Annotated in this window: 10 protein-coding genes, 4 tRNA genes and 2 pseudogenes; 7 read left to right on the top strand and 9 right to left on the bottom strand. The window is 39.2% G+C overall.

Features of this window, described 5'->3' with window-relative positions; translation table 11 throughout:
- Window positions 1-81 precede the first annotated feature (81 nt).
- Window positions 82-2,052 carry a glycoside hydrolase family 127 protein gene (locus tag ACU52_RS05645; protein WP_193391573.1) on the bottom strand — a complete coding sequence of 657 codons (1,971 nt, stop codon included), beginning with the start codon at window positions 2,050-2,052 and terminating at the stop codon, window positions 82-84.
- A gap of 498 nt (window positions 2,053-2,550) precedes the next feature.
- On the opposite strand from ACU52_RS05645, the gene lon reads away from it, so the two are divergent.
- From lon to ACU52_RS05625, 4 genes and pseudogenes are all read left to right on the top strand, one after another.
- On the top strand, window positions 2,551-4,995 hold the full coding sequence (lon, locus tag ACU52_RS05640) for an endopeptidase La (protein WP_053398073.1): 2,445 nt from the start codon (window positions 2,551-2,553) through the stop codon (window positions 4,993-4,995).
- Window positions 4,996-5,001: 6 nt separating this feature from the next.
- Window positions 5,002-6,129, top strand: coding sequence for a tRNA guanosine(34) transglycosylase Tgt (gene tgt, locus ACU52_RS05635; protein ID WP_053398072.1), 1,128 nt, complete (start codon window positions 5,002-5,004; stop codon window positions 6,127-6,129).
- 8 nt (window positions 6,130-6,137) lie between these two features.
- The gene (locus ACU52_RS05630) at window positions 6,138-7,367 is read left to right on the top strand and encodes an LptF/LptG family permease (RefSeq protein ID WP_053398071.1); all 1,230 of its coding nucleotides are present in this window, start codon (window positions 6,138-6,140) and stop codon (window positions 7,365-7,367) included.
- Window positions 7,368-7,372: 5 nt separating this feature from the next.
- Window positions 7,373-8,617, top strand: a pseudogene (locus tag ACU52_RS05625) (DEAD/DEAH box helicase); the annotation flags it as partial.
- On the opposite strand, the gene ACU52_RS15820 reads toward ACU52_RS05625, so the two are convergent.
- The 8 genes from ACU52_RS15820 to nspC all read right to left on the bottom strand — a co-directional run bounded on the left by ACU52_RS15820 (window position 8,607) and on the right by nspC (window position 11,969).
- The gene (locus ACU52_RS15820) at window positions 8,607-9,218 is read right to left on the bottom strand and encodes a 4'-phosphopantetheinyl transferase family protein (RefSeq protein WP_053398069.1); all 612 of its coding nucleotides are present in this window, start codon (window positions 9,216-9,218) and stop codon (window positions 8,607-8,609) included. The pseudogene ACU52_RS05625 and the gene ACU52_RS15820 overlap by 11 nt on opposite strands.
- Window positions 9,219-9,294: 76 nt before the next feature.
- Window positions 9,295-9,696 carry a single-stranded DNA-binding protein gene (locus tag ACU52_RS05615; protein ID WP_053398068.1) on the bottom strand — a complete coding sequence of 134 codons (402 nt, stop codon included), beginning with the start codon at window positions 9,694-9,696 and terminating at the stop codon, window positions 9,295-9,297.
- Window positions 9,697-9,700: 4 nt separating this feature from the next.
- Window positions 9,701-10,249, bottom strand: a complete 549-nt coding sequence (locus ACU52_RS05610) for a hypothetical protein (RefSeq protein WP_021854400.1) — start codon at window positions 10,247-10,249, stop codon at window positions 9,701-9,703.
- A 29-nt stretch (window positions 10,250-10,278) separates the two neighbouring features.
- Window positions 10,279-10,351: transfer RNA gene (locus ACU52_RS05605), tRNA-Gly, on the bottom strand.
- A gap of 18 nt (window positions 10,352-10,369) precedes the next feature.
- Window positions 10,370-10,456: transfer RNA gene (locus ACU52_RS05600), tRNA-Leu, on the bottom strand.
- A 28-nt stretch (window positions 10,457-10,484) separates the two neighbouring features.
- Window positions 10,485-10,566, bottom strand: a tRNA-Leu gene (locus tag ACU52_RS05595).
- Between the two features lie 47 nt (window positions 10,567-10,613).
- Window positions 10,614-10,686 (bottom strand) — tRNA-Gly (locus tag ACU52_RS05590).
- A 107-nt stretch (window positions 10,687-10,793) separates the two neighbouring features.
- Window positions 10,794-11,969: a carboxynorspermidine decarboxylase gene (gene nspC / locus ACU52_RS05585; RefSeq protein ID WP_053398067.1), complete on the bottom strand. Its 1,176-nt coding sequence runs from the start codon at window positions 11,967-11,969 to the stop codon at window positions 10,794-10,796.
- 363 nt (window positions 11,970-12,332) lie between these two features.
- Here nspC and ACU52_RS05580 point away from each other — a divergent pair, with 363 nt between their 5' ends.
- From ACU52_RS05580 to ACU52_RS15035, 3 genes and pseudogenes are all read left to right on the top strand, one after another.
- Window positions 12,333-12,941 carry a thiamine phosphate synthase gene (locus tag ACU52_RS05580; protein ID WP_021854402.1) on the top strand — a complete coding sequence of 203 codons (609 nt, stop codon included), beginning with the start codon at window positions 12,333-12,335 and terminating at the stop codon, window positions 12,939-12,941.
- 24 nt (window positions 12,942-12,965) lie between these two features.
- Window positions 12,966-13,906: pseudogene (locus tag ACU52_RS05575) on the top strand (ribose-phosphate pyrophosphokinase).
- A 5-nt stretch (window positions 13,907-13,911) separates the two neighbouring features.
- Complete coding sequence (locus tag ACU52_RS15035; protein ID WP_239684875.1) at window positions 13,912-14,412, top strand: TlpA family protein disulfide reductase; 501 nt, start codon at window positions 13,912-13,914, stop codon at window positions 14,410-14,412.
- The last annotated feature ends 1,133 nt before the right edge of the window (window positions 14,413-15,545 follow it).

Raw genomic sequence — 15,545 nt, 5'->3', positions numbered from 1 at the left:
CTTAAGCCATTAAAGCACTAAAAACATATAAGATGACTGATAGCTTTTATTTTCGCGAATAAAAAAGACGCTTTCGAACGCTCAATATTCGTCCATAACCCCTAAGCCGTCAGCCATCCAAACAATCATTTTTCCGGGTCCTCGATGACACCATGCATAATATGGTATAAGCTTTACAGTGCGATTAGCAGTGTTTATGCGTCCGTCTGGCGTTTGATCCAGCAAAGTACCTCTTGCCGTTATCATCTTTATGCCGCCCAAAAGTCCGGGACAGTCGGTCACAGTCATAGAACTGTCAGCGTCGAAAACAAAACGGAATAAATCATAATCATTATCAGCCCATTCTGCACAATACACAAGAGGCCCTCGCTCAACAGCAATACGACCATGACAGGCAGCAACCTTATCATCCGCCTTCACGATACGAGGCTTCATATCAAAATGTACGTCTATGCAGTCACCACGCTTCCATTTCCTGTCGATGACAAAATATCCGTCAATCAACTCTGCCGCAACATTTATACCATTTACAGCAACAGAATATTTCAGACTCAAGCCATCTGCATAGCTGTAAAGGCCACCCGGTGTAACCTGACCGCGTACCCATCCCGGCACTCTTATCCTGATACAGAACTTTCCGGCACTGTTGTTCACGACTTTGAGCCGCACATCGCCGTCCCAAGGATAGTTGGTTTCCTCACGCAACACGACCTCACCTTTTCCGACAGAAATAGTCGAGGTGTTGTCAGCAAACAGGTTTACATAAACATCGTTATCCCTTACAGCATACATATATCCTGGTACTGATGGTATAAACCTGCAAAGATTACTAGGACAACATGCACATCCGAACCAAGGCTGACGCTCAAGCGTATTGTCGGCGTTAAACCTGTATTTGCCATCTGAAGCCAGCGGATTGGGATAAAAGAACCTGCCGCCGTCAATGCTCATGCCACTTATAACGCCGTTATACAACGTACGTTCCAGACAGTCTATATATTTTGAATCACCATGCAACATGAACATTCTCTGGTTTAAATACACCATTGCAATGGCCGCACACGTCTCGTTGTACGCCGTAAGATTCGGTAGTTCATAATTCCGTCCGAAAGCCTCACCGTCATGCAAGGCTCCCACTCCACCCGTTATATAATACTTTTTAGCAACAATGTTGTTCCATATATCATCTATTGCCTTGATATAGGCCGAATCACCTGTAAGTGCAGCCACATCTGCCATACCTGAATACATATAGCCCGCACGGACAGCATGACCTACAGCCTCATGTTGTTCTACAACAGGCAGATGACTCTGACTATAAGAATTTCTGACCTTTGTCTTCCCTCTATAGTCGAGAAAAAACTTTGCCTCGTCAAGATATTTCTTTTCACCCGTGAGTACGTAAAGACGGGCCAATGCCATCTCAGCTATCTGATGTCCTGGCACTACACATGCCTGACCATCAGAAGGTCCAACCTCGCGGACGACACAGTCTGCATAGCGCCGGGCTATATCCAAAAATTTCGTTGAACCTGTGGCCTGATAATGTGCACATGCAGCGTCAACCATGTGGCCAAGATTATACAGTTCGTGGCTCAGCACTTCTTCATTGCTCCAACGCTCCTTGCCCGCCCATCTATGCGGATTTTTCGGGTTTATGGTACGCGCTGTATAAAGATATCCGTCGGCTTCCTGCGCAGCAGCTACTATATCAAGCACACTGTCTATATATTCCACAAGTTTTTTATCCGGGAAAGTCTGAAGCACGTAACTGGCCCCTTCAATGGTTTTATATACATCTGTATCGTCAAACGAAAACCCCATAAATGACGACACATCATAACTGTCATTTGGATGAGCAGCCTTAACAAAGTTATCATATCGGCCTTCTGTCTTACATTTACTGAAAGCCAAAGGTATCGTGACATCACGCACAGCCTTTATCCTGCTACCCCAAAAAGAATTTTGGCTTATCTTCACAGATGTAAACGGCACCTGTCTTACTGAATAAAAATATTTCTTTATATTTCCGGCAACTCCACGGCAAACCATAGAAGATATAACCAATGAAGCCAACAAAACTCTTTTATTCAACATGGTATATTCAAATAATAACGTATATAAACGAAAAATTATCTTTAATATGCAAAATTAAGTTATTTTATACAGACAGCAATAATATGTTTTTAATTTAACACAAAAAATGCCAACAACTTTAATATGACATAAAAATTTGTTATGCACCGGCAGCCGTAAAACACGACCCTAAAAATCGTAACATTTCACGCCATCAATATTTCGAATCAAATAGTACCCGCCACTATTTTATTCATTTTACAAGAACAGCAACTCTTTTTATTACAAAATATAAGTGATAGAGTTTTGAAGCAAAACTCAGCCATTTTTGCATGAAAAACGGCAAGTTTCTGAATCAGAAATCAATGGTTTTCCAATCATGATACATATTAATTAAATGAAAATAATTACTGGGTATCAATATTATATCAATTAAAATGAGTAAATTTGCACCCCAATAACGAATTGCAAATTATGAGAAAAGATATAAACAATGCATTTTCTATGATAGCAGACTACGAAGGAGATGTTGCCAAACTTTTTGAAGAGAGCATTGACGGTGACGTACCTGTATTAGCCACAAGAAATTTGGTATTATTTCCGGGAGTAGTTTCGCCGGTGTTGATTGGCAGAATTCAAAGCCTTAACTTGATAAACCATCTAAAAGAAAATCAAAATTCCATATTCGCTATATTTTGTCAGAAAGACTCTGATCAGGAAAATCCGTCTCTGAAAGACTTATACGAGATTGGAGTATATGCCAAGATTATACGTGTATTAGAGATGCCTGGCGCCGGCAACAATCTTACTGTCATTGTACAGGGCCTTGGACGCTGCAACCTCTCTGACATAAAGAAAACCCAACCTTTCATTGTTGGAACGGTAACAAATGCACCGGAAGAAATCCCGTCTTCTGACGACAAGGAATTTATGGCTGCCGTTGATGACCTTAAGAACACATCAATAGAATATGTTAAGAAAAACGAGGATATACCAGATGAAGCCCAGTTTGCATTACAGAACATCAACAATGCAGTAATACTGTTGAACTTTATCTGTACCAGTCTGCCATTCAGCGTTGAAGAAAAAATAAAGCTCTTAAAGGCCAACACACTGAAAAACAGAGCATTAAAAATGCTGAAAATAATATATCGCGAGTTGCAGCTTTTAGAGATAAAGCATAATATCAGAACTAAGACACGTGAGGATATTGACGAACAGCAGCGAGAGTATTTCCTTCAGCAGCAAATCAAAAACATCAAGGAAGAATTAGGCAATGGCGATACTTATCCTGAACGTAAAGAGCTGCTCGAAAAGGCCAAGAATAAAAAATGGCCTGAGGATGTTGCTAAGACTTTCAGCAAAGAATTAGACAAACTTGACATTCTGAATCCGCAAAGTCCGGAATTCAGCGTACAGCTGACATATCTGCAGACCATGGTAAATCTGCCGTGGGGATATTACACCCAAGACGACCTTAACCTTAACCGTGCTGAAAAGATATTGGACAAGGACCATTATGGCATGAAAAAGGTTAAAGAGCGCATCTTGGAATATATGGCTGTGTTAAGTTTAAGAAAGGATCTTAAATCACCGATTATATGTCTTTACGGCCCTCCCGGAGTAGGTAAGACGAGTCTGGGAAAAAGCATAGCCAATGCCATGAAGCGAAAATACGCACGCATATCTCTGGGTGGTCTGCATGATGAGGCCGAAATCAGAGGTCACAGAAGAACGTATATCGGAGCCATGCCCGGCAGAATAATAAAGAACATACAAAAGGCCGGTTCGTCCAATCCTGTATTTATTCTGGATGAAATTGACAAGATTACACAGAACACCGTAAATGGCGATCCCGCATCAGCGCTGCTTGAAGTTCTTGATCCGGAACAGAATCATGCATTCCACGACAACTATCTTGATGTAGACTATGACTTGTCGAAAGTGCTGTTCATTGCAACTGCCAACGATTTGAATACCATTCCGCGCCCACTGCTCGACCGTATGGAGTTGATTGAAGTGAGCGGATACATCACAGAAGAGAAGGTTGAGATAGCCAAGAGGCATCTCATACCAAAGGAAAAAGAGAATACAGGCCTGACTGACGAGAAAAAACTCACGTTCAGCAAACAGGCTATTGAGAAAATAATTGAACAATATACAAGAGAAAGCGGAGTAAGACAACTGGAAAAACAAATTAACAAGTCGCTCCGCAAGCTGGCATACCTGAAAGCGAAGGAGGCAACGCTGCCATACTATAAGATAACACCCAAAGAAATTGAGTCGCTATTAGGCAACCCGCCATTCTATCGCGACATATACCAAGGCAACGATTATGCAGGAGTTGTAACCGGTCTTGCATGGACAAGTGTAGGTGGCGAGATATTGTTTATCGAAACAAGCTTAAGTAAGGGAAAGGGCTCTAAACTCACGCTTACAGGAAACTTAGGAGATGTCATGAAAGAATCTGCCATACTGGCTTTAGAGTATGTAAAAGCCCACGCAGACAAACTTGGCATTGACTATCGTATATTCGACCACTGGAACATACATATACACGTCCCCGAAGGTGCAACGCCTAAAGACGGCCCTTCAGCTGGTATTACAATAGCAACATCTCTTGCGTCGGCACTTACTCAGAGAAAAGTACGCAAGAATACGGCCATGACAGGAGAAATAACTCTGCGTGGAAAAGTGCTGCCTGTCGGCGGTATTAAAGAAAAGATTCTTGCCGCAAAACGAGCCGGTATAACGGAAATCGTTATGTGCAAAGACAACAAAAAAGATATTGAAGAAATATCACAGGAATATATTGACGGGGTTAATTTCCATTTTGTAGAAAATGTTCAAGATGTCTGGGACTTTGCCCTGACTGACGAGAAAGTAAAGAACCCAGTAACATTTGATATAGAAGATTAAACATATATGTTATTTGAATTACAGCATACAGACACCGGCAGCGATGCACGCGCAGGAATAATAACCACAAGCCACGGACAGATAGAGACTCCGATTTTTATGCCCGTTGGTACATGTGGCAGTGTAAAAGGCGTACATTTCAGTGAACTCAAAGAAGAGGTGCAAGCCCAAATTATCTTGGGCAACACCTATCATTTGTATCTTCGCCCCGGACTTGACATTTTAAAATCTGCCGGTGGACTGCACAAATTCAATACTTGGGACAGACCGATTCTGACTGACAGCGGCGGATTCCAGGTTTTCTCACTTACAGGAATACGCAAGCTCAAAGAAGAGGGCTGCGAATTCCGTTCGCACATTGACGGCTCAAAGCACTTTTTTACGCCGGAAAATGTCATGGACACCGAAAGAATTATAGGCGCTGACATCATGATGGCTTTTGACGAGTGTCCTCCCGGCCAAAGCGACTATCAGTATGCCAAGAAAAGCCTAATGCTAACACAAAGATGGCTTGACAGGTGTATCAAACGCTTTAATGAAACCGAACCGCTATATGGATACGAGCAGACCCTGTTTCCCATTGTTCAAGGCTGTACATTCAAGGACCTGCGCCGTGATGCTGCCAAATTTGTTGCAGACAAAGGAGCAGACGGAAATGCTATCGGAGGATTGGCCGTAGGCGAACCGACGGAAGTCATGTACGAGATGATTGAAGTCGTAAACGAGATATTGCCAAAGGACAAGCCAAGATACCTGATGGGAGTTGGCACACCACAAAATATTCTGGAAGCCATAGAACGCGGAGTTGACATGTTTGATTGTGTCATGCCGACAAGAAACGGCAGGAACGCCATGCTGTTTACATATAATGGTACAATGAACATGCGAAACAAGAAATGGGAAAAAGATTTTTCACCGATCGATCCGGACGGATGTCATGTAGACCAGATATATTCTAAAGCATATTTACATCATCTGTTTAAGGCTCAAGAGCTGTTGGCCATGCAGATTGCAAGCATTCACAACCTGGCCTTCTACCTTCGCCTTGTAAAAGATGCACGTAAGCATATAATATCCGGAGATTTCGTTAAATGGAAATCATCGGTAATTGACCAACTTGGCAAACGCATATAACACTTACGATGAAAATTAAGAACATCAGAAGATTTAGGAGAATATTAAAATTATTGAGATGGATGAAAGTTCATCTTAAATGGTTATTCGCCTTATTTTCATGGTTAGGTAAGAAGCTTAACTGGATGAAATACCTCAATCCGTTCAGACATCTGAAGATACTGGATTGGTATATCATAAAGAAGTTTATTGGCACATATTTCTATTCAATAGCTCTCATCATTTCAATTTCCATTGTATTTGATATTAATGAGAACTTGGCAAAGTTCACACAATATCACGCTCCGATTAAAGCTATTGTGTTTGATTATTATATGAACTTTGTGCCATACTTTGCCAACCTGTTCAGTCCGCTGTTCGTTTTTATCGCAGTAATATTCTTCACTTCAAAGCTTGCCGGTAATTCAGAGATTATATCCATGCTTGCCGCTGGTGTAAGTTTTAAGCGACTGATGCGGCCATATATGGTTTCTGCAGCAATCATTTCTGTTATGACATTCTTTTTGGGAGCATATATAATTCCCAAAGGAACCATCATCAGGCAGAACTTCGAATCAATGTATAAAAACAAGAAAAAGATAACGGCTGCAGAAAACGTACAGTTGCAGGTAGGCAAAGGTGTTATTGCCTATATTCAGCATTATGACAATAATCTAAAGAAAGGCTATGGATTCTGTCTTGATAAATTTGAAAACAAGAAACTGGTAAGCCACCTTACTGCTGCCGAAATACAATATGACACAATATCAGATACGAAATATCATTGGAAAGTCAGCAACTGGAGAATACGCCAACTGAAAGGACTACGTGAAACCATTACCAGTGGTGCCAGTAAGGACACAACGATTATGATGGAACCTACAGACCTTGTATTCTCTAAAGGACAGCAGGAAACATTCACCAGCCCGCAACTTAGAGACTACATCACCAAACAGATTGACCGTGGTTCTGGAAACGTTGTGCAATATGAAGTGGAATACCATAAACGTATTGCAACGTCATTTGCTTCATTTATTCTAGCAACTATAGGTCTTTCATTATCATCAAGAAAAAGAAAAGGCGGCATGGGAATGTATCTTGGCATAGGACTGGCCCTCAGCTTTACATACATCATGTTACAGACAGTTTCTGCAACATTTGCAATAAACGCAAATACCCCCCCTATGCTAGCTGCATGGATTCCGAATATAGTTTTCACAATAGTGGCATATTTCTGCTACCGTAAAGCCCCTAATTAATAAATATGGATTTTTACAATTTAGATTTAAGCGATAACACCCTTGATGCAATCGACGACATGAGGTGGACAACATGTACACCCATACAGGAAGAGTGCATCCCCGAAATACTTGAAGGAAAAGATGTTCTTGGAATAGCCCAAACCGGAACTGGCAAAACTGCGGCATACCTTCTTCCTATATTGAGCCGTCTTGACGAAGAAAATTTCCCGGCCGACTCAATAAACTGTGTAATTATGAGTCCAACAAGAGAACTCGCACAACAAATTGATCAGGCTATGCAAGGATTCTCTTATTATATGGAGGATGTAAGCAGTGTTGCTGTATATGGAGGAAACGACGGCAACAGATATGAGCAAGAGAGTCGTAGCATGAAAATGGGTGCAGACATAATAATTGCAACACCCGGCCGCCTCATAAGCCACATAACGATGGGAAACGTCGATTTCAGTAAGGTGTCTTTCTTTGTATTGGATGAGGCAGACAGAATGCTTGACATGGGTTTTTACGATGATATTCTGTCAATAACAAAGCTGTTGCCGAAGACATGTCAGGTAATAATGTTCTCAGCTACGATGCCGAACAAAATAGAGGAATTGGCTAAAACAATATTAAAGAATCCGACTATTATAAAATTAGCAGTAAATAAACCAGCAGAAAAAATAAAGCAGATTGCATGTGTCTGTCATGAAAATCAAAAGCTAGGCGTTTTAAAGGATATATTCAAAAAATACGGGCATAAGAGAGTTATCATATTCTCAAGCTCAAAACTGAAAGTAAAAGACATAAACAAGACACTAAGATCAATACATATTAATAGCGGAGAAATGCATTCAGACCTCTCACAAAGCGAAAGAGATGAGGTTATGTTTATGTTTAAAAGTGGACAAATTGATGTGCTTGTTGCCACTGATATTGTTGCAAGAGGTATTGATATTGATGACATATCAATGGTCATCAATTATGATGTGCCTCATGACTCTGAGGATTACGTACACCGAATTGGGCGTACTGCAAGAGCAGACCATGACGGAATTGCCATCACTCTTGTAAGAGGTAAAGAAGTATCTTGGTTTATGCAAATCGAAAAATTCCTCGGATATGAGGTTGAAAAAATACCTCTGCCAAAAGGATTAGGCAAGGCTCCGGAATATAAGATAATAAAACCTAAAGGTAAAAATACCAGAAAGCGGAGCGACAAACCATCAAATAACAGAAAAAGGCCTAGAAGACGCAAATCTAAAGAACAGCATAAGTGAGCAAACAATTACAGAAAGTTCTATAATAAACACTCACATTCCTATTTCTAAAGATATTTTTTGCAGTTATTATCCCAGTTGAATCATTTCCATCAACAGATAATAACTGCATTTTGTTAAAGGTCAAGTTATCCTCTGGAAACAGTTTATACATAGTTTCTTTTGCGCACCAATGCATCAGTAACTTAACCTGTGATGACGCATTTTCATCATCACGCATAAACTTACTCCTTATTCGTTCTATTCTATTGCTGAAATATTCAATATCAACAGAAACTTGCTTACTATGAGAAACGATAATTACAGCAAAGCCACGTGTATGGCTTATGCTAATATTCATACCAGAAGACAAATATGGCTTTCCGTTATCCTGATGCAAAAGCTGTACGTTATCACCAATAATTTCTTTTATCAATAAACGCACCGCTAACACTTCGCACTTTCTTTGCTCTGATTTATACAAAGCATTAAATTCACTACGCGAGCTCTCTACATATGGCGATAAAGCCCAAAAATCATCAGAGGATTCACTAATAGCCCAAATACCCAATCTGACATCAGGAAATATTTCCTCGTTTAAGAACAACGGCATATATAATATCTTTTGATATCCTTAAATATATAGCCTTCAAATTATAAAAGACGAAATATCAAATTATTAACCAAAACTAGAACGGTGCATCATCATCTTCATTATTAGTAGCAGATGAAATTGCCGTTGACTGATTTGTTTCCTTTGCAGATTTTGGTGTTAACAGTTCCATATTATCGGCATAAACTTCAGTTACGTAATGTCTAAGTCCTTTTGCATCATCATAAGTACGATAATGTATACGGCCCTCTATATAAAGTTTATCTCCCTTATGGACATACTTTTCGACAATCTTGGCCAATCCACGTGAGAGTACTACATTATGCCAGTCTGTTCTGTCTGGAACTTGTGTTCCATTTGGTAATGTATACCCACGTTCTGTTGTTGCTAACGGAAACGTTGCAACGGCCTGATCGTGATCATAATAACGCACGACAGGCTCTTTACCAACATTACCGATAAGCATTACTTTATTCATAGCTCTACTTCCAAAGACCTAAATACTTAAATTTAAAGTTCTTTCCCTTAGCCGATGGAAACTGACTACGACTGTCAACACGTCCACGAAGATGCTCAACAATTCTATTATAGCAGTCCAAGCCTGAAACAGCTTTACAGCTTGCTACAAAATGTGTATCACGATATTCGTGCTTTCCTGTAATTGGCACCAATACAACACGTTTAAAGTCTAATGAACCTTCATACCAACCAGGTCTCTCCTCATTAAGACGGGCTATAGTCGGAGAAACATTATCACGTTGGTCATCAGCTGCACTAATATTTGAACGTAAAGCTTTTTTCTGCTTAAAATCTAACATTGTAGCAGCCTCTGTTTTGATTATAATAAAATAAACTCTTGGTCTTATTTTATATCGTTTGGGATAATAAACATCGCTTGCAACATATTCACGAATGTCATTCTCCAAATCAGGATTCATACCGACCTCCTCAATTGAAGCCAAAAAGGCAATAGCATCATCAACATTATTTACTAATGTCTCTTTATCAAAATATCGCAAATATAAATTCATGATTGATTGTATTTTTCTTTTTTAATATGAGCGGAAAACGGGACTCGGACCCGCGACCCCGACCTTGGCAAGGTCGTGCTCTACCAACTGAGCTATTTCCGCAAAAAGACCAAAAAAGATTGGTGAAGAGGAGGAGACTCGAACTCCCACGAAACAATTTTCACTACCCCCTCAAAGTAGCGCGTCTACCAATTCCGCCACCTCTCCATCATAAAATCATTCTGAATAAACAATGTGCCCAGAACAGGACTCGAACCTGCACGTCGTGAAACACACGCACCTGAAACGTGCGCGTCTACCAATTCCGCCACCTGGGCAATACAATAGGAAAATACTTCCAAGTGTCATTTATTCAGAATGTGCGAGCGGAAAACGGGACTCGGACCCGCGACCCCGACCTTGGCAAGGTCGTGCTCTACCAACTGAGCTATTTCCGCTTATTCCTTTTAGTGAGGAGCATTTCTCTAAATGCGGTGCAAAGATACGGCTTTTTTTGAAACTCACAAAATTTTTCGGACTTTTTTTCAAAAAAATCGTTTTTTCTTCAATCCATACGATTTAAGTAGTCTTTATACGTGAATTTCCTCAATATTTCAAACTCTCCATTTGTATGCATAATGGCTATAGAAGGATGGGTGATTCCGTTAAACATATTAGTTTTTACCGTTGTATAATGCAACATATCTTCAAATATGACATTATCTCCTATTTTTAATTCATTATGAAACCGCCAACATCCCATAAAGTCACCAGACAAGCAACTATTGCCACCCAACCTATACACATTATCGTCGTCAAGCGAACATTTCATATTTACATCCTCTATAATCTCTGCCCCTCTAACAACAGGCATATATGGCATTTCCAGGCAATCTGGCATATGACAAGTGAAACTGACATTTAAAATAGCCGTTTTTATACCTTTGTCTTCAACCAAATCTACTACTTGAGCCACAAGACATCCTGTCTGCCATCCAAAAGCACTTCCTGGCTCCAATATAATCTTCAGCAAAGGATACCTGTCATGGAATCTATTCAAAGTATCAATCAAAAGATCCACGTCGTAATCTTTTCGCGTCATCAAATGCCCGCCGCCGAAATTAATCCATTCAATCTGCCCAAACCATTTTGAGAATTTATCTTCAATATGTCCTAATGTACGTAAAAAAACATCAGCTCCACTCTCACAGTGACAATGACAATGAAAGCCCTTAATATCATCAGGTAAAACTTCAGGCATCTTATCTGCGGTAATGCCAAAACGAGTACCGGGCGAACAAGGATTATACAAATCCGTGCCGATTTCAGAATATTCAGGATTAATCCTCAAACCAAAATTCAAATCAGGATTCACTTCTTTTGCCTTTTTCCCATAACGTGAATATTGTGACAGGGAATTAAAAGTTAGAAAACTTGAACATCTCGAGATATCCTCTATTTCATAATCCGTATAAGCAGGAGAATACGTATGCGCCTTTGTTCCAAACTTTTCATAAGCCATACGCGCCTCATAAAGAGAACTTGCCGTTGTTGCCTTTATATATTCTCTAAAGATAGGGAACGTCTTCCATAAAGCATAAGCCTTGAACGCGAGTATTATTTCAACGTTGGCTTTTTCTGCAACACTTTTTATCAGTTCCAGATTTCCACGCAGGCGCTTTTCTTCTAATATATAATAAGGAGTTCTCAATCCTTCAAACGTATTTAAATCAAATGTCATACTAAGAATTTATTTTTTGTCCGCAAACTTACACATTTTTTTTCATTCAGTACCATTTACAATAAAGATTTCGTACTCATCACACCCATCCAAAACTATTATTCTGCAAAATCAATCAAACAATGTCTTCACCAACACGCCTCAACAAGATATATTAATGCTAAATACAATTGAATTACGCTAATGTCCAAAAGTATTTTCCGAGCCTATTCGGGCTAATCACAATTACTCCAAATGCCGTACAAATAATATATGTCAAGAATAATTATTTGTCGAAAAAATACATTCTTCATTTTTATTGCATTATAGATTGTAGGTTTGGCTTTTTTTTATACATTTGCATTTGAAAAAAAGAAATAAACGATGAAACTCGTTATAATGACTCAACCTACGTTTTTTGTAGAAGAAGACAAGATCCTGACAACTCTTTTCGATGAAGGGATGGACAACTTGCACCTATACAAACCGGGAGCATCACCTATGTATTCCGAACGCCTGCTCTCGCTTTTACCGGAAGCTTATTACAACAAAATAACCGTCCATGACCATTATTATTTAAAAAATGAATATGGTCTTGCCGGCATACATATCGACAATAAAGAAAAAGAAATTCCAAAAGACTATAAAGGAAAATTCAGCAGAACGTGTACAAGCATAAACGATCTCTATGAAATAAAGAAAAAAGCTGAATATGTATTTTTATACAATGTGTTTGACAACCATAACAAAAATGCTGAAGATAAACTCATTGCATATAAAGACATAGAAGGCGCAGCGAAAAAGGGGCTCATCGACAAACACGTTTACGCTTTAGGGGGCATCAGTTTGGAAAACATAAAAGCCGCTAAAGACCTTGGATTCGGCGGTGTTGTCATATGCAATGACCTATGGAACAAGTTTGACATCCACAATGAATTGGATTATAAAGATTTAATAAACCATTTTGAGAAATTAAAAAAAGCTGTATCATAATAAATAATAAAACAAAAGACAGAAATGAGTGCCAAAAACTCTTTTATGGTATTTTCTGGAACAAACACCAGGTACCTGGCAGAAAAAATCTGCCAAAGCCTTGATTGTCCGCTAGGCAATCTTCTTATTACTAAATTCTCCGATGGAGAATTTGCCGTATCGTATGAAGAATCTATACGTGGACGCGACGTGTTCTTAGTCCAAAGCACATTCCCCAACTCTGACAATCTAATGGAATTGTTGCTTATGATAGACGCTGCCAAACGTGCTTCTGCCAAAAGCATAAATGCTGTCATCCCATATTTCGGCTGGGCACGTCAGGACAGAAAGGACAAGCCGCGTGTAAGCATTGGTGCCAAATTGGTGGCAGACCTTCTCGGAGTAGCAGGTATCGACAGACTCATTACAATGGATCTTCATGCAGATCAGATACAAGGATTCTTCGATGTTCCAGTGGATCACCTATATGCGTCAGGTGTAATACTCCCATACCTTCAGAGCCTAAAACTTGAAGACATGGTCATTGCATCTCCAGATGTAGGCGGAAGTAAACGTGCTAATACTTACGCTAAATACTTTGGATGTCCTCTTGTTTTATGTAACAAAACACGCGCAAGAGCAAATGTTGTTGAAAGCATGCAGATTATCGGTGACGTCAAGGACAAGAACGTAATTATCATTGACGACATGGTAGACACTGCAGGCACAATAACAAAAGCTGCAGACATAATGAAAAAAAGCTGGTGCAAAAAAGCGTCAGAGCATGCGCTTCGCATTGTGTAATGAGTGGCCCTGCAAGCGAAAGAGTTCAGAACTCCGCACTCGAAGAAATGGTTTTCACTGACTCTATACCATATTCTAACAGATGTGCAAAAGTAAAACAGCTCTCTGTTGCAGACATGTTTGCAGAAACAATCAGAAGAGTCGTAAACAACGAAAGCATCAGTTCGCAATATTTAGTATAATAAGTATGAAAATATTTCGACAGATAACATTTTCAACCATTATAACTATGTTCTTGACAGCGTGCCATTCACAAAAGAATGGCACGCCTCAAAACGACAATACGTCCAACGATACAGAAATCAGCGAACAGAAAGAAAGCGAAACACAGTCTGAACAAATCAGCTTCGTAATGGAAGACATCAATGGTAATCAGGTATCTGTAAAAGACGTATTTTCAAAAAACAAAATAACAATCATTGACTTCTGGGCAAGTTGGTGCGGTCCATGTAGACAAGAAATGCCTAATTTAGTAAATACATATAATAAATATAAAGAACAAGGATTGGGTATTGTCGGTGTCTCTCTTGATGAAGACAAAGAGCAATGGAAAGACGCCGTAAAAGAAATGAACATGACCTGGATCCAATTGTCCGACCTTAAGGGTTGGGGCAACAGTGCCGCTCAGATGTATGGAATACAAGCCATCCCATTCACTATAATTGTTGACGAAAAGGAAATGTTTTAAACATCGGACTGAGAGGGGAAGCACTTGAAAGCTTCGTACATAATTATATAAATAGCACAAAATAATATTGCAATATTATTTTGTGCTATTTATACCAAGGCAAAGACACAATCATCAAACGTACTATACATAAAATACCCTTAACCTCATATTAAGGTGACATTTAGCATTTCTACACTATTTATCAAACATTCACACACATAAACATAAAACAAAAAAAGACAAAGGAAAGACCTTTTTGCTCTGTCTTCTGCCCTAACATGAATTTATATTCAATACCGCATATTCAAAGATTATTTTACACAAAGACACTCTAATTCGAGATAAACTGGTAATCAATTTATTGTTTTTGCATCTTTATAGATAAAAATCAAATAGCGACAAAAAGATGCAATGATTATCGAAAACAAAATTATAGAACTTTATTATATAATTGACTGGTTTTCAAAGAAATTTGACTCTGAAGCAGACTAAGGCCTGAAAATATATAGTCGTAACGACAGGTAACGTCACCTCAAATGTCCGTGCCGTTTGTCGAAAAGTGAAACAATGTCCATATTTGTATATTTTCATTTTGACACATTCAAAAACATCAAATACTATTATCTATTCTTTGCCAGGCAATACTTTCAATAGACAACCTTGCAAATTCATAGACTTATAGCCACCTTACCGAACTTACTTCAAACATGCACATGAATATGACGATATACAACTTATGCACTTTTAATCGATGCCTTGTATGGGCTCAAATTGATTAAATATCACATTATGAGTACAATACGCAAAATGCCATCTTTTATCACCCCAAAAGTAGCCTTTTACAAGCCCAAAAGCCACCTCTTGCAGGCAATTTTGGTGCAGTAGAAATTTAATGGGATATCCGTAGAGCTTTGGATTCTAAAGAGCAATAATTCTGAATTCATCAAGGTGAATATGAATCTCTGTCGAAAATTCTTCAACACTTACTATACTAACAGAATCAGTATTTCTGAAGGCAGCACTAGGCGAGCTAACACTTTCAATTGGTTCGTTTCCATATTGCAAAGGTCGGGATTTCTATGGAATTGCAACAAAAAATCCCAATTAAATTTCTACTGTCCCTAAATTTCTATTGTCCCCAAAAGAAAACA

The organism is Xylanibacter rarus (genome assembly GCF_001275135.1).
Taxonomy (GTDB): domain Bacteria; phylum Bacteroidota; class Bacteroidia; order Bacteroidales; family Bacteroidaceae; genus Prevotella; species Prevotella rara.
Note: the sequence above shows the minus strand (reverse complement) of the source record. Positions and strands in the feature narration are given on the sequence as shown.